The organism is Candidatus Enterococcus willemsii (genome assembly GCF_009933335.1).
GTDB lineage: Bacteria > Bacillota > Bacilli > Lactobacillales > Enterococcaceae > Enterococcus_F > Enterococcus_F willemsii.
The window spans coordinates 17119-38697 of record NZ_MAEL01000054.1; the positions used below are offsets into that span (position 1 = coordinate 17119).

At 35.9% G+C, this 21579-nt stretch carries 23 protein-coding genes; 17 read left to right on the plus strand and 6 right to left on the minus strand.

All coding sequences use genetic code 11. The annotated features are described in order from the left end of the window. The first annotated feature begins 34 nt into the window (after positions 1 to 34). The 11 genes from BAU17_RS11140 to BAU17_RS11190 all read left to right on the plus strand — a co-directional run bounded on the left by BAU17_RS11140 (position 35) and on the right by BAU17_RS11190 (position 9120). Positions 35 to 910 (plus strand): YitT family protein, encoded by an 876-nt coding sequence (locus BAU17_RS11140; RefSeq protein WP_161902898.1) that lies wholly within the window; start codon positions 35 to 37, stop codon positions 908 to 910. A gap of 112 nt (positions 911 to 1022) precedes the next feature. Further along, positions 1023 to 2888 (plus strand): acyltransferase family protein, encoded by a 1866-nt coding sequence (locus tag BAU17_RS11145; RefSeq protein ID WP_161902899.1) that lies wholly within the window; start codon positions 1023 to 1025, stop codon positions 2886 to 2888. A 66-nt stretch (positions 2889 to 2954) separates the two neighbouring features. Further along, positions 2955 to 3893, plus strand: a complete 939-nt coding sequence (gene comGA, locus BAU17_RS11150) for a competence type IV pilus ATPase ComGA (protein WP_161902900.1) — start codon at positions 2955 to 2957, stop codon at positions 3891 to 3893. Beyond that, positions 3871 to 4869 (plus strand): competence type IV pilus assembly protein ComGB, encoded by a 999-nt coding sequence (gene comGB / locus BAU17_RS11155; RefSeq protein ID WP_161902901.1) that lies wholly within the window; start codon positions 3871 to 3873, stop codon positions 4867 to 4869. Before comGA ends, comGB begins: the two co-directional genes overlap by 23 nt. A 1-nt stretch (position 4870) precedes the next feature. Next, a complete protein-coding gene (gene comGC, locus BAU17_RS11160; protein ID WP_161902902.1) occupies positions 4871 to 5137 on the plus strand; it encodes a competence type IV pilus major pilin ComGC in 267 nt (88 codons plus the stop codon). 10 nt (positions 5138 to 5147) lie between these two features. Continuing rightward, a complete protein-coding gene (comGD, locus tag BAU17_RS11165) occupies positions 5148 to 5594 on the plus strand; it encodes a competence type IV pilus minor pilin ComGD (protein WP_237579121.1) in 447 nt (148 codons plus the stop codon). Continuing rightward, on the plus strand, positions 5584 to 5865 hold the full coding sequence (locus tag BAU17_RS11170) for a type IV pilus modification PilV family protein (protein ID WP_161902903.1): 282 nt from the start codon (positions 5584 to 5586) through the stop codon (positions 5863 to 5865). Before comGD ends, BAU17_RS11170 begins: the two co-directional genes overlap by 11 nt. After that, positions 5855 to 6307 (plus strand): competence type IV pilus minor pilin ComGF, encoded by a 453-nt coding sequence (gene comGF, locus BAU17_RS11175; RefSeq protein ID WP_161902904.1) that lies wholly within the window; start codon positions 5855 to 5857, stop codon positions 6305 to 6307. The genes BAU17_RS11170 and comGF overlap by 11 nt, the downstream gene beginning before the upstream one ends. Next, entirely contained in the window at positions 6271 to 6666 is a 396-nt protein-coding gene (gene comGG, locus BAU17_RS11180) for a competence type IV pilus minor pilin ComGG (RefSeq protein ID WP_161902905.1), read from the plus strand. The genes comGF and comGG overlap by 37 nt, the downstream gene beginning before the upstream one ends. 204 nt (positions 6667 to 6870) lie before the next feature. Next, complete coding sequence (locus tag BAU17_RS11185; protein WP_161902906.1) at positions 6871 to 7884, plus strand: class I SAM-dependent methyltransferase; 1014 nt, start codon at positions 6871 to 6873, stop codon at positions 7882 to 7884. A 51-nt stretch (positions 7885 to 7935) separates the two neighbouring features. Then, positions 7936 to 9120 (plus strand): acetate/propionate family kinase, encoded by a 1185-nt coding sequence (locus BAU17_RS11190; protein WP_161902907.1) that lies wholly within the window; start codon positions 7936 to 7938, stop codon positions 9118 to 9120. A gap of 61 nt (positions 9121 to 9181) precedes the next feature. Here BAU17_RS11190 and BAU17_RS11195 read toward each other — a convergent pair whose 3' ends face one another. Together BAU17_RS11195 and BAU17_RS11200 are read right to left on the minus strand one after the other, a co-directional pair. Continuing rightward, positions 9182 to 10141 (minus strand): 1-phosphofructokinase family hexose kinase, encoded by a 960-nt coding sequence (locus BAU17_RS11195; protein ID WP_161902908.1) that lies wholly within the window; start codon positions 10139 to 10141, stop codon positions 9182 to 9184. Further along, positions 10138 to 10899, minus strand: a complete 762-nt coding sequence (locus tag BAU17_RS11200) for a DeoR/GlpR family DNA-binding transcription regulator (protein WP_161902909.1) — start codon at positions 10897 to 10899, stop codon at positions 10138 to 10140. The genes BAU17_RS11195 and BAU17_RS11200 overlap by 4 nt, the downstream gene beginning before the upstream one ends. Before the next feature lie 246 nt (positions 10900 to 11145). Between BAU17_RS11200 and BAU17_RS11205 the strand changes: the two genes are divergently transcribed. Genes BAU17_RS11205 through BAU17_RS11225 form a run of 5 tightly spaced genes read left to right on the plus strand, consistent with a single transcriptional unit; the run spans position 11146 to position 14381 of the window. After that, positions 11146 to 11604: a PTS sugar transporter subunit IIA gene (locus tag BAU17_RS11205; protein WP_161902910.1), complete on the plus strand. Its 459-nt coding sequence runs from the start codon at positions 11146 to 11148 to the stop codon at positions 11602 to 11604. Between the two features lie 31 nt (positions 11605 to 11635). After that, positions 11636 to 11938, plus strand: a complete 303-nt coding sequence (locus BAU17_RS11210; protein ID WP_161902911.1) for a PTS sugar transporter subunit IIB — start codon at positions 11636 to 11638, stop codon at positions 11936 to 11938. Between the two features lie 38 nt (positions 11939 to 11976). Beyond that, positions 11977 to 13326: a PTS galactitol transporter subunit IIC gene (locus BAU17_RS11215; RefSeq protein WP_161902912.1), complete on the plus strand. Its 1350-nt coding sequence runs from the start codon at positions 11977 to 11979 to the stop codon at positions 13324 to 13326. A gap of 21 nt (positions 13327 to 13347) precedes the next feature. Then, positions 13348 to 13647 carry a hypothetical protein gene (locus BAU17_RS11220; RefSeq protein WP_161902913.1) on the plus strand — a complete coding sequence of 100 codons (300 nt, stop codon included), beginning with the start codon at positions 13348 to 13350 and terminating at the stop codon, positions 13645 to 13647. Continuing rightward, on the plus strand, positions 13629 to 14381 hold the full coding sequence (locus BAU17_RS11225) for a class II aldolase/adducin family protein (RefSeq protein WP_161902914.1): 753 nt from the start codon (positions 13629 to 13631) through the stop codon (positions 14379 to 14381). The genes BAU17_RS11220 and BAU17_RS11225 overlap by 19 nt, the downstream gene beginning before the upstream one ends. 47 nt (positions 14382 to 14428) lie before the next feature. Here BAU17_RS11225 and BAU17_RS11230 read toward each other — a convergent pair whose 3' ends face one another. Both BAU17_RS11230 and BAU17_RS11235 read right to left on the minus strand, forming a co-directional pair. Then, a complete protein-coding gene (locus tag BAU17_RS11230; RefSeq protein ID WP_161902915.1) occupies positions 14429 to 16552 on the minus strand; it encodes a HelD family protein in 2124 nt (707 codons plus the stop codon). 62 nt (positions 16553 to 16614) lie between these two features. Then, a complete protein-coding gene (locus BAU17_RS11235) occupies positions 16615 to 17439 on the minus strand; it encodes an NAD(P)H-hydrate dehydratase (protein ID WP_161902916.1) in 825 nt (274 codons plus the stop codon). 192 nt (positions 17440 to 17631) lie between these two features. On the opposite strand from BAU17_RS11235, the gene pepV reads away from it, so the two are divergent. Beyond that, positions 17632 to 19044 (plus strand): dipeptidase PepV, encoded by a 1413-nt coding sequence (pepV, locus tag BAU17_RS11240; protein WP_161902917.1) that lies wholly within the window; start codon positions 17632 to 17634, stop codon positions 19042 to 19044. A gap of 320 nt (positions 19045 to 19364) precedes the next feature. On the opposite strand, the gene BAU17_RS11245 is transcribed toward pepV, so the two are convergent. Next, a complete protein-coding gene (locus BAU17_RS11245; RefSeq protein ID WP_161902918.1) occupies positions 19365 to 19754 on the minus strand; it encodes a hypothetical protein in 390 nt (129 codons plus the stop codon). Between the two features lie 424 nt (positions 19755 to 20178). Further along, complete coding sequence (locus BAU17_RS11250; RefSeq protein WP_161902919.1) at positions 20179 to 21510, minus strand: DNA/RNA non-specific endonuclease; 1332 nt, start codon at positions 21508 to 21510, stop codon at positions 20179 to 20181. Positions 21511 to 21579 lie beyond the last annotated feature (69 nt).

Genomic DNA, 21579 nt, shown 5'->3' on the forward strand with positions numbered 1-21579 from the left:
TAAAAAACAAATTGATACAAAGTGAGGAAAAAACATGAATCGCTTCTTTAAATTTCTGCCTCATCCAGACTACGCCATGAAATTTTCATTTTCAGTCGTGTATGCTATTTTAGCTTCTGTTTCAGTCAATCTTTTTTATCAACCGGGAAAAATTTATTCCAGTGGTCTAACTGGTATTGCGCAAATTGTTTCGACGCTTGCTAGTAGTTGGTTTGATATTACATTGCCTGTTTCTATTGCTTTATTGCTGTTAAATGTTCCGTTATTTCTAATTGGCTGGTTTAAAATTGGGCATAAATTTACGATTTTTACAGGAATTACGGTGGTTTTAACTTCAGTTTTCATGCAGTTAATTCCCAGTGAAGTGTTAACGACAGACCCGATTATATGTGCTATTTTTGGTGGTGCAGTGATGGGTGCTGGAATTGGCTATGCCTTAAAAAACGGTCTTTCTTCTGGGGGACTGGATTTTATTAGTATTGCCATTCGTAAAAAAACAGGAAGAACAATTGGTTCAATCTCAATTGTCTTCAATTTCTTTATTTTATTAGCCGCAGGTGTATTATTTGGTTGGCAATACGCCTTGTATAGTGCATTAGCGATTTTTGTCAGTGGCAAGGTGACCGATGCGGTATTTACCAAACAAAAGAAGATGCAGGTTACCATTATCACGCGTCATCCCGACCAAGTCATTCATGCGATTCAAGATAAAATGCGTCGTGGCATTACGATTATTAATGAGGCAGAAGGGGCATTTCGACATGATAAACAAACCGTCTTATTGACAGTGGTTACTCGTTTTGAGTTACCATTTTTACGTCAAGCGATGAAAGAAGCGGATGCCGATGCTTTTGTGAGTATTGCTGAAAATGTCCAAATTCTAGGACGTTTTTATGAAGAAGAGCTGTAAGAGTTCTTCTTTTATTTTTTATAAAAAATAGCGTCAAATGACGAATCATAGTTGGTTTTTTGGGCATTGTGTGGCATCATGAAAGAGAAGAAAGAGTAGAGAAGGAATGCATATGGAGAAAAAACGAATCAAAAGGAGATACATCACAGGACTTGATGGTCTACGAAGTTTAGCTGTACTGGCAGTTATCTTTTATCATTTGATTCCAACAACAATGCGCGGTGGATATTTAGGCGTACCAGTAATTTTTGCTATTTCAGGTTATTTAATTACAGATTTACTACGGCAAGAATGGCAACAAAATGGCAACATACAATTAAAGCAATTTTATATTCGACGAATTAAACGATTATATCCAGCGTTAGTTGTGTTATTAGTGACTTCGTCTGCTTATATTACGTTGTTTCAACGTAATTTATTGAATAATTTAAGAGGAGTTGTGACTAGTAGTTTGCTGTATGTGAACAACTGGTGGCAAATTAATCATGGACTCTCTTATTTTGATCGGTTTGGGAATGAATCACCATTCACCCATTTATGGTCATTAGCTGTAGAAGGACAAAATTATTTGATTTGGCCATTGGTGTTCTTGTTCTTAATGAAATTTGTTAAACGCAGAGAGAAAATCTTTTTATGGATTGCTGGTGGAGCACTAATCTCCGCGATTTTAATGGGGATTTTATACACGCCAGGGACAGACCCAACTCGCGTATATTATGGGACTGATACACGAATCTTTGCTATTTGGATGGGGAGCAGCTTAGCCTTTATTTGGCCTAGTACCCGCTTGAAAGAAACGATACCTAAACAAGCACAGCAAGTATTGAATATCATTGGTGGTATCGCATTAGCGATTTTATTAGTCTCGTTTGTCTTTTTAAATAGCCAGTACACATTTGTTTATTATGGTGGAATGTATATACTAACCTTTTTTGCTATTATATTCATAGCAATTGTTGTTCATCCGGGGGCTAGTTGGAATCGCTGGTTAACAAATCCAGTGTTTACGTATTTAGGAAAACGAAGCTACGGTATTTATTTGTACCAATTTCCAGTAATGATTTTCTATGAAGCAAAAGTGCAAACAATCGCCAATCAGATGTGGCTGCATATTTTCATCGAGTTAGCCCTGATTTTAATTGCCAGTGAGCTATCTTATCGCTTTGTCGAAACACCGCTACGCAAATTTGACTATGGAAAATTAATTGAATGGATTCGCAAATGGTGGAAACAACCCGTTTATAGTGTCGGTAAAATTGTTGGTATCATAAGTGGTATTGTGTTCGCTATATCATTGATTGGACTAGTGATTGCTCCAAAAGATTTTGTAGATGCCAATCAAGCTGATTTCCAAAAAGAATTACAAGAAAATAAAAAAGTGGCGGAACAAACGAAGAATGAACAACCATCTTCAACGACTGATGAAACAGATTCTGAAAAAAATGGCAATGATGCTGAACTGATGGCAACGTATAATCTAACTGCTGAAGAAGCAAATCAGGCACGTCATTTAGAAGTGACCGCTTTTGGAGATTCAGTCATGCTAGGTGCAACACAAAATCTACAAGAAGTCTTTCCAAATGCTGTCGTAGATGCAGATATTGGTCGTCAATTGTATGGTAGCAATGATGAAATGACGAAGCTAAAACATAAAAAACTACTCAAAGATAACGTAATACTTGGCCTAGGAACCAATGGACCAGCCAGTGAAGCACAATTTGATAGTTTAATGCAAATTATTGGCGACCGTCATGTTTACCTGATTAATACCAGAGTACCAACTCAACGCTGGCAGAATGATGTCAATCAAATGTTGGCGCAAATGGCAGAGAAATACGACAATATAACGTTGATCGATTGGTATAATCAAAGCAATTCACAAGATACATGGTTTAAAGACGATTTAGTTCATTTAACAGAAGAAGGCAAAGTTGCTTACACGTCATTTATTGCCAAACAACTATTAGAAGAAAAATAATAAAAAGCTCTTAGACAAAAAAGTCTGAGAGCTTTTTTCGTACTTTAATAGTGAGAGGGGGACAAAATGGATATTCAAACATTGTCAGATACATTGATTTCTTATGGAAAAGAACAGCACATGCAAGATTTATATCTTTACCCAGTTGGAGAGGAAACAGATATCATCTTTCGTCGAAGTACGCAAACAATGGTTTATCAAACGATTTCTACCGATATAGCAAATCAATTAATTGCACGTTTCAAATATTTAGGAGAAATGGATGTTGGCGAAAAACGCAAAGCACAATTAGGGGCTATTTCGTATCCTTTAGACAATGAGAAGCAACGATTGCGTTTGTCGACAGTCGGAGATTATCGAGGACAGGAAAGCATGGTTATTCGTTTCCTACACGAGAACCAACATGTAAAGCTAGATTATTTTTTTCCGGAGGATGTTCCCTTGATTCAGCAAAAAGTAGCCGATGAAATTGGACTCTATCTTTTTAGCGGTCCGACTGGTTCAGGGAAGACAACCTTGATGTATCATTTAGCGCGTCAATTACCTGGACAAGTAATTGCAATTGAAGACCCAGTGGAAATTGAAGAAGTATCATTTTTACAATTGCAAACGAATGAAAAAATCCAACAGACGTATGAACAATTGATTAAGTTGTCTTTACGACATCGTCCCGATGTGTTGATTATTGGAGAAATTCGCGATGAAGCCACAGCTAGAGCTGCGATTCGTGCAGCATTAACAGGTCATACTGTCTTTGCAACAATTCATGCAAAAAATGTGTCCGAAACTCGCTTGCGACTGATCGATTTAGTTGGTGAGTCTGCTGAGTTGAGTTCTTGTTTAAGTGGAATTATTTATCAACGCTTATTATTAGATAAATCACAATGTCTGAAAGGATTGCTGGCTTACGAATTTTATAATGGAGCTAAAGAAAAACAATCATTTAGCACACGTTACCAACAAATAAAGAAAGGACAAGTTGATGAAAGAGGAAATCTTCCGTAAACAATTTTTAGAGTTGTTAGTTGCTTTATTAGAGAATGGTTTTTCTATGCAAGAAAGTATCGCTGTTATGAAGCGAAGTGGACAATTTTCAGAAGGGAAAATACAAGCCTTTTTAACGAGTTTAGAGGTGGGGGCTAATTTAGCAACCTGTTTTGAAAAAGTCGGCTTTTTACCACGACAAGTCACACAAATTCGTTTAGCTGAAATTCATGGGGATCTGCAGCATACCTTAGCGACGATTTTACAACACATGAAACTTTTTGAAAAACAACAAAAAGAATTACGAAAAGTGATTGCTTATCCTATTTTATTATTGTGTTTTGTGTTTGCTCTTTTATTTGGGATGCGTTTGTTTCTATTACCACCCTTATTGCAATCGGGCATGATTGACGATCGGCATTGGGGCGTATTGTTTTTAGCGCATGGTCCCTTTCTTTTGGCAGGTCTTTTAGTAGGAAGTGTGGGGCTAATTTTTTTGATATGGCACTATCTAAAACGTAAAACAGCGATTGAACGAGCGGAATTGTTCGCTGCTATTCCCATTTTTGCCAGTTTTTTTAAGCTGTATCAGACCAGTTATTTTGCACTGGAATGGGGACGATTATTTAAGCAAGGATTAGAAGCCCATCAAATTTTAGAACAAATGATAGCAGTAGAAGATAATTTATTATTGACGATGGTTGCACAGCAAGTTCATCAAGGAATGACACAAGGGCAAACATTATCACAACAATTAGTACGATATCCATTTTTGATGCCTGAATTTCCCTTGATTATTTATCAGGGCGAAGTAAAAGGACAGTTAGGTGAGGAATTACTGATCTATAGCCAATTATTGTTGAATAATTTAGTTCTAAAAGTAGAAAAAAGCATTCAGTGGATTCAACCAATAATCTTTTTATTTGTGGCTGTGTTAATTTTAGCGATTTATATGGCGATGCTCTTACCAATGTATGGAAATTTAGGAGGAATATAGAATGAAAAAGCGAATACATCAGGGTTTCACATTAATTGAGATGACAATTGTCTTACTAATAGTAAGTATTCTAATTTTAGTTTTTGTACCCAATTTATCTACTCAAAAAGAGAAAGCAACGGATACTGGTAACAATGCTGTAGTTAAATCAGTCGAAACACAGTTAGAATTATACGAATTGGAACATGGACAAAAAATGACTGAAGCCGAAATGGAGAAAGCAATTCCAGAACGACAATTAGAAATTTATCGTAAATACAAAAAGTAGGTGAAGAGAAGTGAAGCATCGTCTGCAAGGATTTACATTGCTTGAGTCACTCATTGTTTTGGTAATTGTTTCGATGTTTTTATTGCTACCAATGATTGCGAGCAGAGAAACATCGAAAACGATGACGACGTTGTACTTTTTAGATCGTTTAGAAAAAAATATGTTAGTCTGCCAACAAACAGCAATTGTCGGAAATCGCCAAACCAAAGTACTACAAAATACTGATAATCCTCGAGAACTTGCTTTTCGATTAGCACCAGGCATCTGGCTTGAATCTTTAGTTGTACCAGAAACATTAACGGTCAGTAGTGTGCCAATTATTACATTTGCAGGAGGAACAGGTAATGCGCAGAGTTTTCAAGTCTTTTCGTTTATTTGGAATGAAAAAGGGCAAAAAATTACGTATCGCTTTTTATTCGGAAAAGGGCATTTCGAAAAAAAGATTAGTGATTTATAGAGGCTATATTCTTTTAGAAGCGATGGTTGCTATCGGATTGTTAAGCATAGGAATTGTTCTTTTTCAAAATACACAAATGTATCTCTTACGATTGTCGCAAAATCAGCAACAACAAGTAGCGATGATGCGGGTGTTGTACGAAGAAATCCGAGTGAATCGTGCAGCGGTTGAAATTGAGCGAGAAGGCATGTCGATTCAGATTCAAGCTACACCTTATCATCAAGCAAGTGTGACAAAAGGTGATACTTGGAGGATTTATCGTGAAAACTAAAGGATTTACGCTTTTAGAATGTGTGATTGCCTTATTATTACTTAGTTTGTCTTTATTAGTGATTCCGACGATGATTCAGCAAAGTAAGCGAATAAATCATCACGTACTAGGACGTGATGATCAGACGTGGCATGTTTTCTTAATCCAATTGGAAAACAAATTATCTGAAGGTGAATTTTCACATATAAAAAATAATAAAATTTATTTTTATAAATTTAGGGAAAAAACAAATGTTCCGTATGAATGCCAAATCGAACTGAATCAGACGAAAGGAGAGCTTGTGATACGAGAAGACGGTGGTTATGAGCCGATTTTAACCGAAGTTCAATCATTACGAGTCATACAAGAAGTAAATCGTGTATTAATAGAAATAACATTCTTAAATGGGGAGGTCAAAAAAAGTCAATGGAACGAACCAATACCCATTATGGTGGCATCTTAATGACGACCATTTTTACGTTAGGTTTAATGAGTTTGTTGCTTGTATTTTTATTAGGAAACTATCGAAGTGTATCTGAATTTTCATTACGAACACGTCGTTTCTATGAAATGAAAATTATGACGCAGTTGTTTTTAGCAGACTACCCAAAGCTTTCAGAGCAGGACCAACAAAAAGGAGAAGTTCACTACAACGTTGGTACCATCAGTTATCAGCGTAAAGACACAGATTTGTTCATTACTGCTTTTAGTGGGAAATACAAACAAACACATACCGAAAAGCTACAGACAAACAAAACAGACACAAGTACAAGTGATACAGAAAATAAAAGTACACGCTTAGAGAAAGAGAAACAAGAGTAACAGTTTTTTTAATAAATTAGTACAGATTAAGACGCTGTTTTATAAATAAAAAGTGTCTTTTTATCTTGTGCATCATTAAACAAAGATTGTCATACAAGGAATTATTGGAATTGAGGAGGAAGCGGTTGATTATTTGCCTTAAATCAGCTAAAATTAAACAGGTAAAAGAGTTGTTATAGTTTAGAATTTGAGATGAGGTGTACCATGTTTCCGGAAAAAATTGAAGAAAGTTTCCACTTGCATTTGGAAGCTATTCAATTGTTACAAAATGCATTGAATTCTTCTTATTTGGATACCTATGTAGAGAACGTGGAAAATGTCATTGATCAGTTTCAAGTTCGTGTGATTGATGGGGTTCCAAGTGAACAAGTAACAGAACAAGTGAATGCACTCTATCAACGATTAAAGAATATCTCGTTAGAGCAAGAAGAAATTCGCAAGCTTTCACAATTGTTATTACTTAAAGGGTCACAGACTGAACCGTTACAGCCAAACCATCAACTAACACCTGATAGTATTGGCTTTTTATTTGTCTTTTTAATTGAACAATTGACAAACAAAGAGCAACCATTGTCTGTATTGGATATAAGTGTTGGAATGGGGAATTTGTTATTAACGATTATTAGTAATCTATCACTTGCAAATTACCAAGTAACTGGTGTTGGCGTTGATAATGATGAAACGTTATTAGCAGTTGCTGCTGCAAATAGTCAATGGATGAATGCTGATATACAATTGTTCCATCAAGATGGCTTGCAAAGTTTATTGATTGATCCGATGGACATTGTTGTGAGTGACTTGCCGGTTGGTTATTATCCAATTGATGAGAAAGCCCAAGAATTTGTTTCTGCCTCCCCAGAAGGACATAGTTTTGCACATCATTTATTAATGGAACAAAGTATGAACTATGTAAAAGAAGGTGGTTTTGGACTATTTTTAGTGCCGAGCAATTTTCTAGAAACAGAGCAAAGTCAGTACTTGAAACAATGGTTAAGTGAAAGTGTCTATGTACAAGGGATTATTCAATTGCCAGATGATTTATTTAAAAATGAAGCATCTCGTAAAAGTATTTTAATCTTACAACGTCGTGGTTCACAAGCAACACAGGTATCGGAAGTGTTGTTGGCAAAATTAACTTCGTTGAAAGAACCAAAATATGTCACTGCTTTTTTCCAAGAATTTGTTGCTTGGAAAACTAAAAATGGATTCGCTAAATAACCTTTAACATTACGTCAAAGGTTTAAAATAATAAGAATGAGGAGAATTTACATGTCTAAAACAATTGCAATTAATGCAGGAAGCTCTAGTTTAAAATGGCAATTATACCAAATGCCAGAAGAAACAGTTGTCGCAAAAGGAATCGTAGAACGTATTGGTTTAAACGATTCAATCTTTACAATCAAATACGGAGAAGATCAAAAATTTGAACAAATTATTGATATCCCAGATCATGAAGTAGCTGTTAAAATGTTGTTAGATCAATTAATCGAATTAAACATTTTAGGTTCTTATGATGAAATCACTGGCGTTGGTCACCGTGTCGTTCAAGGTGGTAGCTATTTTGATAAATCAGTTGTTATTGATGAAGATGTCATGGCTAAAATTGAAGAGTTGGCAGATTTTGCACCATTACACAACCCAGCACACTTAATGGGAATTAAAGCATTCAAAAACTTATTACCAGACATCGTAAGTGTGGCCGTATTTGATACAGCTTTCCATTCAACAATGCCAAAAGCAAACTACTTGTACAGCTTACCAAAAGAATATTATGAAAAATTCGGCGTACGTAAATATGGTGCACATGGAACAAGTCATCAATACGTTGCGCATCGTGCAGCTGAAATGTTGGGACGTCCAATTGAAGAATTAAAAATCATTACTTGTCATTTAGGTAACGGTGCTTCAATTACTGCCGTTGACGGTGGTAAATCAGTAGATACTTCTATGGGATTCACTCCTTTAGCAGGTGTTACTATGGGTACTCGTTCAGGTGATTTAGACCCAGCTATCTTGCCATTCTTAATGGATAAATTAAACATTGATATCAAAGAAATGGTTAACATCTTAAACAAAAAATCTGGTTTACAAGGTCTAACTGGTATTTCCAGTGATATGCGTGACTTAGAAAACAACATGGATAAAGAAGAAGTTCAAGTTGCTTTAGATATCTTTGCTGACCGTATCCGTAAATACATTGGTTCTTACGTAACTGTAATGAACGGTGTAGATGCAATTGTCTTCACTGCAGGTATCGGTGAAAATGATGCGAATGCTCGTGCAAACATCATCAACGGTATGACTTGGTTTGGTTGTGAATTAGATCCAGAGAAAAACGCGACTCGTGGAAAAGAATTAGAAATTTCAACACCAGAATCAAAAGTAAAAGTATTATTGATTCCAACAGATGAAGAATTAGTCATTGCACGTGATGTAGAAGCGTTACGTGGGTAATATATAGTAATAAGCAATTAAGGCGACTCTGATTAACAGAGCTCCCTTAATTGCTTATTTTTTATGAAAGGAGTAATTTTTTTACCTGAATTTGTTGCATGAATTGCTCTGTATCAGCTTTATTTATAAAACCGACTTCACCATGTTGTGCATTAGACATTCCGCATGCCATAGAATATTTGAAAATATTTTCTAGAGAAAAGTTATGTTCTACCGCATGAGCAAAACCTCCGACTGAAGCATCGCCAGAACCAGTTGTATTCACAATATCGATAGCTGGAATGGTAATATCGTAAATATCACTCCCAACTTTACATAAGGCACCTTCATTGCCACAAGAAATCATCATGTAGTCAATACCGCTAAAGTAGGAATGTGTTAATTCGCTGTATGCTTGTTCTTTAGTTTCAATTTCTTTATGCAGAATTTCTCCTAACTCATGGACATTTGGTTTGATGAAACTTGGTTTGTAGCGATTATTCTTTAAGAGTGAGAGTAACTGCTTGCCTGATATATCCATGAATACTGGGATGTTTTGATCAATATGCTCTCGAATGTACGTAAGCATCTCTAAATAAATCTGTTCGTTTTTTGAATTGATTGATCCTGAAATGCAGATAACTTTTAGTTGTTCATGTTGGTAAAGTTTTTTTAATTTTTCTAGCAATTGATAGACCTCATTATCAGATATTTCCGGACCGCTCTCAACGATTTCTGTGTGAGTATTATTGTCATGCATAATAGTAATTGCATTTCGGGTCTCACCAGAAGTTGGGATCATATCTAATTTGAATAAGTTTTCAGCTTCTAGGTATCGTTCAACTAAATCTCCGATATCACCTGCTAAGAAACCCGTTAAGACGACTTCTGATCCGGATAAGGCGGCAGTTCTTCCGGCATTAATTCCTTTGCCACCAACAGATTTTGTTGGGGAATCAAAACGATTCATCTTGCCCAACTGAAAATGGTTGATGAAATAAGCTAAATCAATGGATGGATTCATTGTTACAGTAACAATCATTTTAGTTCCTCCTTGAGAATCTTGGTATATGAACCATAATATTCTATTTGATTTTCAGAAATAAAATTATCGGTAATCAAGTAATCGATATCCCCTAGGCGACGGAAAGTGTAAACATCTGACACACCGAGTTTCGAGCTGTCCGCCAACACGCAACGAATTTTTGATTTTTTGAACACAGCATTTTGAACCGCTCCTTCATCAAATTGTGCGGTTGTGATATTATCCTCGAAAATTCCATTCGTTGAAGCAAAAGCAATATCAATATTTAGATTTTCAAAAGCCTTAATGGCCACTTCACCTACAAATTCTTCAGTAATTGGTGAAAATTCACCACCACTTAATAAAATACGATAATCGGTATGTTCTCTTAGGTAGTTAAAGGCAATCAAGCTATTAGTCGTAACAAACAAATTTTTTCGTTTGATTTCAGGGAGTGCGTAGAGAATTGTTGTTCCCGCACCGACAAAAATAGTGGAATTATCTGGAATCAAGCTATTCATCACGCGCCCAATGTATTTTTTTTCTTCTACTTTGGTTTGAATTTTTTCTTCAGTAGTTCGTTCTTTGTCTAATAACTCTAATCGTTGGGCACCACCATATAATTTAGTTAATTTTTTTTGTTTGGATAATTCGGTAATATCGCGTCGGATTGTCATATCAGATACTGAAAGTTTTTCAGCGATATCAACGATAGAGAGATACGTGTGTTCGTTCAATAATTCTAAAATGTTTTGTTGTCTTTCTTCTTTTAACATAAATAGCCTCCTTGCTATGTTTATTAATGTTCATTATTGTTTAACTTCGGTGTTTAAGTTCATTATACGAGTAAATAGTGTCTTTTTCAATCAATAATGTTTAACTTTTTTTGAAAATGTCTAAAAGAAAGCGTTGACAAATGTTTTAAAAGGTAATATTATGTGTTTGTAAAACAAAATAGAACAAAAAAGAACTTATTTTTAAAACAAAGTTTAACAAAAAAGAACAAAAAGGAGATGAGAGGAATGTCGTACAAAGAAATGTTTCATTCGGATTTAGTGGAACTTCATTTACAAGTAGATAATGAAGAAGAAGCATTTGAAGTGATTGGTACACGATTAAAGGAATTAGGTTATGTCAATGAAGGGTATTTAGAAGGAATTAAACGCAGGGAACAAGCTTTTCCTACAGGATTAATTACTCAATATTTGAATATTGGGTTACCTCATTCTGATCCAGAATTTGTGGAGAAGCCATTTATTTATATTGTGCGTTTAGTCGAAGACGTGACTTGTCGACAAATGGGAGATAGCCGAGAAATGAATGTCAAAAATTTATTTTTCTTAGGTATTAAAAATGGCAAAGAACAGGTCGGTTTATTGCAATCATTTATGAATTTGTTTATGGATGAAAATTTTGTTAGCACTTACACGTCCTTAGATAAAAAAGAAGAGATTTATCAATTATTTGTGAATCATATTTAAAAAAATAAAAAATTTTTAGGAGGAATAGAAAATGAAACAAAGATTAATCGTAGCATGTGGAAGTGGAGTGGCAACAAGTCAAACAATTGCGAGTAAAATCCAAAGTAAATTTGAAGAAGATGGGATTGATTTTCCAGTCGATGCTGTAGATTATAAGTCAATTGCTGGAGAATTACCTAGTACAGGAATTTATGTGTATGTTGCACAACCGGATGAAGAAGTATTAGAACAAGCTGAAGAGTTAGGTGTCAAAGTTTTCCCAGGTGTACCATTCATTACTGGCATGGGTATGGACGATATTTATGAACAAATTGTCGCAGCAGTGAAGGAATAATCGTCTGCAAAAATTTAATTGAAAAGAGGTAAGAATAGATGGGAGTATTTGAAAGTATTGTCAATGCTGTTTTAGGTTTAGGATCGGCAATTTTTGTACCTTTAATTATTTTAATTTTAGGTTTGTTGACGGGAATGAAAGTTCAAAAAGCGTTTATGTCGGCGATTACATTGGGAATTGCCTTTACTGGGATGTCAATGGTTATCGGTTTTATGTCGAATGCAGTTGGTCCGGCGTCAGAAGCATTAGCCAAGAACACAGGTATTAATTTGCCTGCTTTGGATATGGGATGGACGGGAGCTGCAGCAATTGTATGGTCTTGGAGCTATGCATTTATCTTCTTTGCAGTAACAATAGGCGTGAATTTCATTATGCTGATTTTTAATTGGACAAAAACCTTAAATGCTGATATGTGGAATGTTTGGGGAAAAGCATTAACTGCTTACATGGTTTACTTTGTTACTGGTAGTTTAGTCGCAGGTTTTGTGACAGCGATTGTACAAGTTGTATTGGAATTAAAATTAGGAGATATGTTCCAACGTCATATTCAAGATTTAACAGGAATTCCAATGGTAACAGTCACACATTTTATGACGTCAGCTGCGGTTTTACTTTTACCATTTAATATGTTGATGGATAAAATTCCTTTTTTCAACAAACGTGCAGATACGAATGCATTGAAGAAAAAAATCGGAATGTTCTCTGAAAATTCCGTGATGGGATTTATTATTGGATTGGGGTTAGGATTAGCTGCTGCTTATGGTATCTCTGGTTCTTTAAATTTAGCTATTCAGGTAGCAACTGCTTTGGCACTGTTTCCAATGATTTCTAAATTATTCATGCAATCCCTCTCTCCATTAGCAGATGCGATGTCTGAATTTATGAAGAAACGTTTTAAAGATCGGGAAGTATTTATCGGTTTAGATTGGCCGATTTTAGCAGGTCGTTCAGAAGTTTGGGTAACAGCGATTCTTTTAGTACCAGTTTTTATTGGATTTGCGATTTTATTACCTGGAAACCAAGTCTTACCTTTAGCAAGTATTATTAATTACTCAATTGCCGTAGGGGGACTTTTGTTAACGGGTGGGAATTTACTTCGAATGCTTATTTTAGGAATCATCACTATGCCAATTTATTTGTATGCGGCAACGTATTTAGCACCTGTTTTAAGTGGTTTAGCTGCTGATACAGGAGCGGTAGAAGGCTTTAAAAAAGGACAACTAATTACTTGGGCATCGATTGAAGGTCCGGAATTCCGAATTTTATTTGCTGAAGCATTTAACAAAAATATTTTAGCGATTATTGGAGCAATCGTCTTTATTCTCTTATTTATCTTGTTAAATCGATATATGAATAAAGTTGCTGTACCAAGCAAACGTTACGAATAATCAGAAGGCGAGGAGAAGGAAATGATGAAATTAACAAATCAAGAAAGTAAACTAAAATGGCTGCTCTTGCTTTTTCTCGCGATTGCATTATTCATTCTTGCTTTGTTTACAGGACAAACAAGCTTAAATATGATTGTCATTGGTTTAGCAATATATATTTATAAATATGGCAATCCGATTTTATTTAAGGAATATGATGAAAAGCGAAAAAAACAACTTGAGGAATCGCGAGTGGTTCACGAAGCTGTACAAGAAACACTGCAGTCAAAAAAATTGTTTAAAAAAATAAGGAGGACGTATAGATGTCTGATGGACGTATGATGTTTGAAAGAGAACGAGAAGATATGGCGAAAATTGTAAAGCTGATTTTTTCAAGAAAATTAACCAATGTTGCAGGAGGAAATTTTTCATTCAAAGCGACGGATGAAACAGGTAAAGATTATATTATCATGACACCAACAATGATGTCTGAAGCGTATCTGGGTGAACTAAGTGCAGCCCAAATTCTAGTAGTGGAACCACATACTCGTAAAGTAGTCAGTGGTATTGGTAAATTAACGCGTGAAATTAATATGCATGAAGCAATGTACGATACAAATCCTGAAATCAAAGCAGTTTTGCATGCCCATGCTCCAAATGCGATGTTTTGGGCAACAACTGAACTACCAATGCCTAATTTAACTGAAGCAACCCAAAAAGTAGCTGCTGTCCCCGTATTAGACTTTGCGCCAAATTGTTCTGAAGAATTAGCGAGCATCACAAGTACCTATATTAAAGAAAACAAGTTGTCTGTGCCACACATGTTATTGCTTGATAGTCATGGTGTATTAATTAATGCAACGGGTGAAACGGGTATGATGGCAATTCATAAAGCATTATCTATTCTAGATACGGTGGAGTGGAATGCCGAAATTGCGTATAAGCAGACACTCTTTCAGGCATTAGGGATTACCGATGGCTATTATTCTAAAGGGGAAAAAATTGGGAACCTAGAAGAATTGAAATCGAAAAAAGCTATCTATAATCAAGCAAAAATTGCTGCCGGTGGTGATTAGCATCAAACACTCTCCAACATTCGCGTGTAATGTTGGAGAGTGTTTGATTATAGCCATTGGGGCAATTGATTTGTATATAAAATCGTCAATGTCTGCATGCTTCGTGAAATGGCTGTATAAAGAATTTTTTTATCACGTTCTGTGTAATAATTTTCATCAGATACATCATACAAAACTACATGATCAAATTCTAATCCTTTGGCTAAGCTGATTGGCAAGATAGTGATCGTAGTGGGCAATAGAGCCCGTAAAACAGCTGCTTGGTCAGCTGTTTTGGTTAGGAATGTCAATGTCGTTGTTTGATTATCTCGAACAATTTCTCTGACTAGTTCATTTAAATCGGTGGCTGGGTTGATTTGAATAAAGTTGGGTGCTTGACCAAGTGGACGTATCGGTATAATCGAAATGTCTTGGGACGTTAATTGATTGAATAGTTGCGTAATGGCGCCTGTCGAGCGATAACTATACAATAAAGGATAGGTTATCACTGATTGGCGATGAGCAAATTGTTGAGCAATGTGTTCAAATGTACTATACGAATTAAAAATTGCTTGGTTTTCGTCACCAACCATAGTGAAATGGGCTGTAGGGAATAGTTCATTTAATAAAGCAATTTGCGCAGGTGTATAATCTTGCACTTCATCAATAAAAAGATATTTAGTTTGTGATGTGTCGATTTTTTCAATTAAGACATGTCTAATCAAGACAAAAATAACCGCTTCATCCACAGTATAAGGGGCTGTTAAAGGATTGTTTGTTCCTTGATACGCAGCTAAAAGCATTTCGTAAATCGAAACTAAATCAACCCAAGCAAAGGAATCAATTTGTGTTTGAATCGAACGGTATTTTTTCTTCAATAATTGCTCTGCGTACCTTTGTAGATGGTGTTCGGAATCATCTGAAATCAGTTCGCCAAAAAAATGACGTTGTTGTTCTTCTGATAAATCGAGCAGTTGTGTTTGAATGTTCGTTGATTTGGCTTGTTTGAATAAATGACGTTGCCAGTCGCTAGTAATTCTTTTTTTCGTTGCCTGCATTCGATCTTGCACAGAAGCATGTAGCGGTGTCTCGTGATAATAGTTGATAATGGTTTCTTTTCGTATCAGCACGCGTTTTTTATATCGAATATCTTGGATAAATTCTTCTGGGCGTAAAGTATGTGTCGTTGTTTTTATAAAATCAATAAACGATAAGCTACGTAAAGTTTCTGTTTGTGTATCGTTTGATTGTTGGCTGATGCGTGAAAAATACTGGTTTTCATCTTCTAAGGGAACGGAGAGATATTGTTTTAGAAATTGTAAAATTGTTACATTTAAAGGTGATTGTTCGCCTAGTGAAGGTAAAACATTTGAAATATAATCGATAAATCGATGATTTGGTGAAAGAATGAGACAATTATCTGCCGACATTTCTTGGCGTAAGGAATAGAGTAAATAAGCAATTCGCTGCATGATAGTAGATGTTTTTCCGCTACCAGCAACTCCGTTGACTAAGACAATATCATGCTTACGATCACGAATAATTTTGTTTTGTTCGGTTTGAATTGTAGCAGTAATATCTTGCATATAATGGGTTGTATCTTGTTTGAGGGCTTCAAGTAAAATATCATCTTGAATCGCAACCGAGGTATCAAAGTATTGTAATAATTGATCTTTTTCAATCAAAAATTGACGACGATCACGAATGGTGACAGGAATTTGTTGTTGGTTGGCTTCGTAGTATGATGGACCAATCAGATTATTATAATACGTTTCAGCAATGGGGGAACGCCAATCAAAGATGAGGGTATTTCCGGTTTCATCCGTAAAATTATGACGACCAAAATAAAAAGCTTCATCAGTTTCTTCTGCTGAGAAATTCAAAGTGATTTTCCCAAAGTAGGGGCTCAATAATAATTGTTGGACCTTTTGAAGCGTTTGCTCACTGGTTTGAATTCGGATATTCATTTGATCGATTTCACGATTTTTCATTTCAATCATTGAAAAAGTATCCAAATTATCAAGAACACTATCAAAATTGAGGCTAATATCTTTCCCCATTTCTTTAAGTGACAGCAAGCCATCCGTTTTTGCTGTTTGGATGAGCTTAGTAAGCAGCTCTTCAGTTTGTAAAAGTTGTTGATACACGTGAGACAAGTAATGTTTTTCTTTTTGCAATTCAGTGTTGACCATACACATGCTCCTTTGTCAAAAAGTAATAGAGTTCAAAATTATAGTTGATTCTTATAGTTTTTTCAAGAGTTTGAGAACTTTTTCATCCAATACGGAAGTGCGGCACTAATTTCGGTTGGCAATACAACATAACGCTCTTTTGCCAAGAGGTCACCAATATAACTATGAAGGTAAACCGCAGCTTGAATGGCGCCTTTATCTGAGAATTGTGCTAAAAAGCCAGCAATCATTCCTGCTAATGTATCGCCCATGCCCCCAGTTGCCATCGCTGGATTTCCCAAAGGATTTTGAACAGTCGGTCCACAGGAATAAATTTCTGTCCGATGACTTTTGAGTACAACGGTTGCTTGTAATTGGTGTTGTGCGTGTTTGTTTGCTTCTTCTGATTGTTGTGCGATTGCCAGTCCACTTAATCGTTGCCATTCCATTTGATGCGGTGTAAAGATAGTTTGACTAGAAAAAGGTAAAGTGAAAGAAGACGCAGCAAATAATGTAATTCCTGAACCATCAATAATCAGTTGTTGTTCTGCTTGTTGATGGTTTAATACGAAAGAAAGTAGCGTTTGTCCATGTGCTTCTAATCCTAGTCCGGGACCGATCAAACAAACATCAGCTGTCTCAAAAATTTCTTGTACAGAAGTAAGATCATACCAATTCACAACCATCACTTCTGGTAGACGAGCGTGAAGCGCAACATGATTAACTGGATCGGTAATAACCGTGACAAGACCTGCACCAGAGCGAACACAGGCTTCTGCCGCCATCATAATTGCGCCACCGTATTGTTGATTGCCACCAATTAAAACGACGCGACCAAACGTACCTTTGTGTGAAATTTGTGGGCGAGGGGGAATGATAGATAAACATTCTGGCGTTAATTTTTTCATGAGCAAAGATTCCTTTCTAGAAGACCACTAATTGTCTTTACTATAGTACAAGGTGAAAAAGAATGTAAGTAGAATGATTGGAATGGTATTTTTTAAGCGACCATTTCTCTATGCATCACTGCATTTCTTTTTCACTTTCTAGTTTAGAAGTGGTATCATGGAACACGAGAATACAAAATTGGAGGGACTCAAATGACAATTGATTGGCAAAAAGAAGTCGAAGCACGCAAAGATGATTTATTGCAAGACTTAATCGACTTATTAAAAGTAAAAAGTGAACGTGAAGACGATAAAGTAACACCGGATGCACCTTTTGGACCTGGACCTCGTGATGCGCTATTACACATGTTGGCCTATGGTGAACGTGACGGTTTTGTCGTTAAAAATGTCGATAATTATGCTGGACATATTGAATTTGGTGAAGGCGATGAAACACTAGGTATTTTCGGACATATGGACGTCGTACCTGCAGGTGATGGCTGGGATACAAATCCTTATGAACCAGTGATTAAAGACAATAAAATTTATGCACGTGGTTCTTCTGATGATAAAGGACCAAGTATGGCAGCTTATTATGGAATGAAAATCATTAAAGAATTAGATCTACCATTATCTAAAAAAATCCGCTTTGTGGTAGGTTCTGATGAAGAAAGTGGTTGGGGAGATATGGACTACTACTTCGAGCATGAAGAAAAACCAGACTTTGGCTTCTCTCCTGATGCAGAATTTCCAATCATTAATGGTGAAAAAGGGAATGTTTCTGTTGCTGTCCACTTACCTGTCAGCAATGAAGGTGCGTATGTTTTAACAAGCTTTACAGCCGGTTTACGTGCAAACATGGTACCAGGAACAGCGAAAGCAGTGGTTACTGTTGCAGATGCAGCGAAAGCGGAAGAATTGGCAACAGCTTTTGCCGCCTTTTTAGAAGCACATCCTGTGACTGGATCAAGTAGTATTGATGGTAAAACAGTAACATTTGATTTAGTTGGAAAAGGTGCACATGGGGCAAGCCCACAAATCGGCATCAATGCGGCTACTTTCTTAGGTCTATTTTTAAATGACTTTGCTTTTGCTGGTGGAGCGAAAAACTTCCTTGCAGCGGTAGCAACTTATATTCACGAAGATGTGTATGGCGAAAAACTACACACTGCTTATGAAGATGAAAAAATGGGTAAACTAACAATGAATGCGGGTCTATTTGATTTTGATGCGACAAAAGAACAAGCGTTTATTAACTTAAATTTCCGTTACCCACAAGGCACTTCTTTAGAAAAAATCGAAGCTGGTTTACAAGAAACACTTGGACAATTTGAGCCAACATTCAGTGCGGAACCACATCATATGCAACCACACTATGTTCCTCAAGATGATCCATTGGTTCAAACATTATTAGCGGTTTACGAAGACCATACGGGTGAAAAAGGCTTTGAACAAATCATTGGTGGCGGCACATACGGACGTTTACTAAAACGTGGTGTAGCTTATGGCGCGATGTTCCCTGGCTATACAGACACTATGCACCAAGCCAATGAATTTATGGACTTAGATGATTTATTCCGTGCAGCTGTGATTTATGCAGATGCTATTTATAGATTAGCGAAGTAACGTTGGTTCTATCTTATTCTCAATAATTCTGAATCACTTCCAAAATGTTGTTAAAATGGGACTTAATAATTTATAAAAGTGAATAGAAACGAATGAGAGTTAATTCGTGGTATGATTTTAGTGTGATTTTTTTTTAAGAATCGCAAAATATCACACCACGTTTTTTACGCTTCTTCCATCAAGATACTCTTGAACAATTTTTAACTTGAATTCAAAACGATATTTAGCCATAAAAACATCGACCTCTGGCAGTTAGATTTTTGGTCTAACTGCCAGAGGTCGGTACATATTGAGTTCTCTTTATGTTCATATTGTCTTCCTTAATGATTATCTTCTGTGTAACAAGCACTTGCAGCTCCTAACAATACTCCACCCAAAATCCCTAGTAACAAATTTCCGTGATTCATAAAGATAACCCCATGTTTATTGAAAAAGAAATATATATAAATAATCATATATACTAATAAAAAGACTGACACACTGGATACTAATATACGTTTAATAACTTTTGTGACTCTTATTGATAAAAATAAAGGAATAAGATAACCTATAAAAAACAAATAAGCTACTGGAAATAGAACATTTAAATATAGATATTGAAATACTGGTTGAATTTCTCTAGGGTTATAATTAGTCAAAAATACTTGAGATAGGATAAAACAGCAACTTGAAATTAATGGATAAACTTGATATAGTTTGATTTTTTTCATCTGCATTATACCTCTTGATTTATTTATTTTTCACAGTGAATATACCATGAAAAATAAGAAGGAAACCATTTTTATCCTAAACGTCGTAAATTCATACCTAAACGTCATATTTTTTCATACATTGCTAATTACAGCATCGATTAATTTAGTGAACAAAATGTTAAGGGGACTGGAGATATAAGAATAACAGTTGGAAGGTCGGAAAATAAAAAAAGCTCTTACCGAACATAATTATTAATGTGATTTTTTTAATCGCAAAATATCACATCAAGGTCTTTTGGTTATTTCGCAGAGCTTAGAAGGAAGGATTATGGTAACACTACTTTCAATTTGTTATAATTATGTATGATAAAGAAGCCTAGGTCATAGGTCTTTATTAGTGAACACGTCCTCGGTCGCCAAACTAGAGGGGCGTGTTTTTTAGTTACCGTTTGGGTGGTCTATATCCAGCGGCTTCGGCTTCCTCAATTGAAGAGAACCAAGCAACAGGATTTGTTGTTCTATCATAATAAGTAGAGCCAGGGACATGATAAATTCCGCTACTAGATCCTTTTATCAAACCATTACCATTTGCATCACTATACGGATTGTTAGCCGCACTTTGCTGTTGTGTTGCTTGCTCTTCTGCAAGCCGGTTCGCTTCAGCTTGTTCTGCTTCTATACGTTCTTGCTCAGCTCGCTCTGCAGCAATGCGTTGTCTTTCTTGTTCCGCTTTAGCTTCTTCGTCAGCGATACGTTGCTTTTCTTGTTCCGCTTTAGCTTCTTCGTCAGCAATGCGTTGTTTTTCTTGCTCAGCCTTTGCTTTTTCATCTGCAATTCGCTGTTCTTCTTTCTGTTTTTTCGCCGCTTTTTCTTCATCTGTTTCACTAGAACCATCCGCATAATTTAAAGTTACACCATCTTGGATGTTAAAAATAAATACATTAAATTTGATGGTATCATCATTTACAGATTGAGCCATCAAGTGCACGCCACGTGCTAGTAGTTCATCGTCTTTGAAAATCGGTGTTACTGAATATCGGACATAGTGATCGTCATTTTCTTCTAAATATGTTTTGATGTCCATTTCATGACGAAGCATTTCAGGATTGTTTAATTGAGCGGTACCAGTAATTAGGTTTTTCCAGTTATCATTTTCCCCAGAAAGTGCAAAACCAATCAGATGTGAACGATTATAAAGATAGCCTTTATTCAGCTTTTTATTCTTCCAACCAGTCGGTTCTACATTAGAGATATCCCCACGTTTTTCTGTAGGCATTAAATCATGATTCAACATAGCTTCAGCTGACGTCGCACGATTCAACTCGTCTAAATCACCATATGTTTCCCAACTGCCTTTTTTTACAGATAAATCAGCTTTCGTAAATAGGGGAACATTATCATTTACTTCAATTGTTTGCGTATCTTTATATTCAATTGTAGCAAGCTCGGTTCGTAATTTTTTTAATTCTTGATTGTTCTGTTCCTGTTCTTTCTTTAACGCCTCTTGTTTTTTCTTGTCGTTTTCAACTTTTTTTGTATCCTCCTGTTTGGATGATACTGTTGTAGATTCTTTGACATCAGCTGGTGGGGAAGGGGCAGTTATCCCAACACCAACAAAAGATATAACTAATGCTAGTGCAGATGAGATGATTAATCGTTTATTGTCTTTTCTTCGCTGTTTGTCTTTCTTTATAAGATGTATGATTGAACGAACTGTACCATATCCAAGACCACCAAGACTAACTAAAAATAAAATTACGAATAAATTTTCCATGATAAAACCTCCGTTTCTTTGATATAATGTTTTTACAAAGAATCTCGGAAACGAGAGGATAGCTAGACG

Bases quoted from the DNA above. Each gene is read 5' to 3' on its own strand.
- BAU17_RS11220 (WP_161902913.1), top strand. From the start codon at position 13,348: ATGATGAAATTAACAAATCAAGAAAGTAAACTAAAATGGCTGCTCTTG.
- comGC (WP_161902902.1), top strand. From the start codon at position 4,871: ATGAAAAAGCGAATACATCAGGGTTTCACATTAATTGAGATGACAATT.
- BAU17_RS11225 (WP_161902914.1), top strand. From the start codon at position 13,629: ATGTCTGATGGACGTATGATGTTTGAAAGAGAACGAGAAGATATGGCG.
- BAU17_RS11235 (WP_161902916.1), bottom strand. From the start codon at position 17,439: ATGAAAAAATTAACGCCAGAATGTTTATCTATCATTCCCCCTCGCCCA.
- BAU17_RS11190 (WP_161902907.1), top strand. From the start codon at position 7,936: ATGTCTAAAACAATTGCAATTAATGCAGGAAGCTCTAGTTTAAAATGG.
- comGA (WP_161902900.1), top strand. From the start codon at position 2,955: ATGGATATTCAAACATTGTCAGATACATTGATTTCTTATGGAAAAGAA.
- pepV (WP_161902917.1), top strand. From the start codon at position 17,632: ATGACAATTGATTGGCAAAAAGAAGTCGAAGCACGCAAAGATGATTTA.
- BAU17_RS11195 (WP_161902908.1), bottom strand. From the start codon at position 10,141: ATGATTGTTACTGTAACAATGAATCCATCCATTGATTTAGCTTATTTC.
- BAU17_RS11245 (WP_161902918.1), bottom strand. From the start codon at position 19,754: ATGAAAAAAATCAAACTATATCAAGTTTATCCATTAATTTCAAGTTGC.
- BAU17_RS11230 (WP_161902915.1), bottom strand. From the start codon at position 16,552: ATGGTCAACACTGAATTGCAAAAAGAAAAACATTACTTGTCTCACGTG.
- BAU17_RS11185 (WP_161902906.1), top strand. From the start codon at position 6,871: ATGTTTCCGGAAAAAATTGAAGAAAGTTTCCACTTGCATTTGGAAGCT.
- BAU17_RS11145 (WP_161902899.1), top strand. From the start codon at position 1,023: ATGGAGAAAAAACGAATCAAAAGGAGATACATCACAGGACTTGATGGT.
- BAU17_RS11140 (WP_161902898.1), top strand. From the start codon at position 35: ATGAATCGCTTCTTTAAATTTCTGCCTCATCCAGACTACGCCATGAAA.
- BAU17_RS11250 (WP_161902919.1), bottom strand. From the start codon at position 21,510: ATGGAAAATTTATTCGTAATTTTATTTTTAGTTAGTCTTGGTGGTCTT.
- BAU17_RS11200 (WP_161902909.1), bottom strand. From the start codon at position 10,899: ATGTTAAAAGAAGAAAGACAACAAAACATTTTAGAATTATTGAACGAA.
- comGB (WP_161902901.1), top strand. From the start codon at position 3,871: ATGAAAGAGGAAATCTTCCGTAAACAATTTTTAGAGTTGTTAGTTGCT.
- BAU17_RS11210 (WP_161902911.1), top strand. From the start codon at position 11,636: ATGAAACAAAGATTAATCGTAGCATGTGGAAGTGGAGTGGCAACAAGT.
- BAU17_RS11215 (WP_161902912.1), top strand. From the start codon at position 11,977: ATGGGAGTATTTGAAAGTATTGTCAATGCTGTTTTAGGTTTAGGATCG.
- BAU17_RS11205 (WP_161902910.1), top strand. From the start codon at position 11,146: ATGTCGTACAAAGAAATGTTTCATTCGGATTTAGTGGAACTTCATTTA.
- comGG (WP_161902905.1), top strand. From the start codon at position 6,271: ATGGAACGAACCAATACCCATTATGGTGGCATCTTAATGACGACCATT.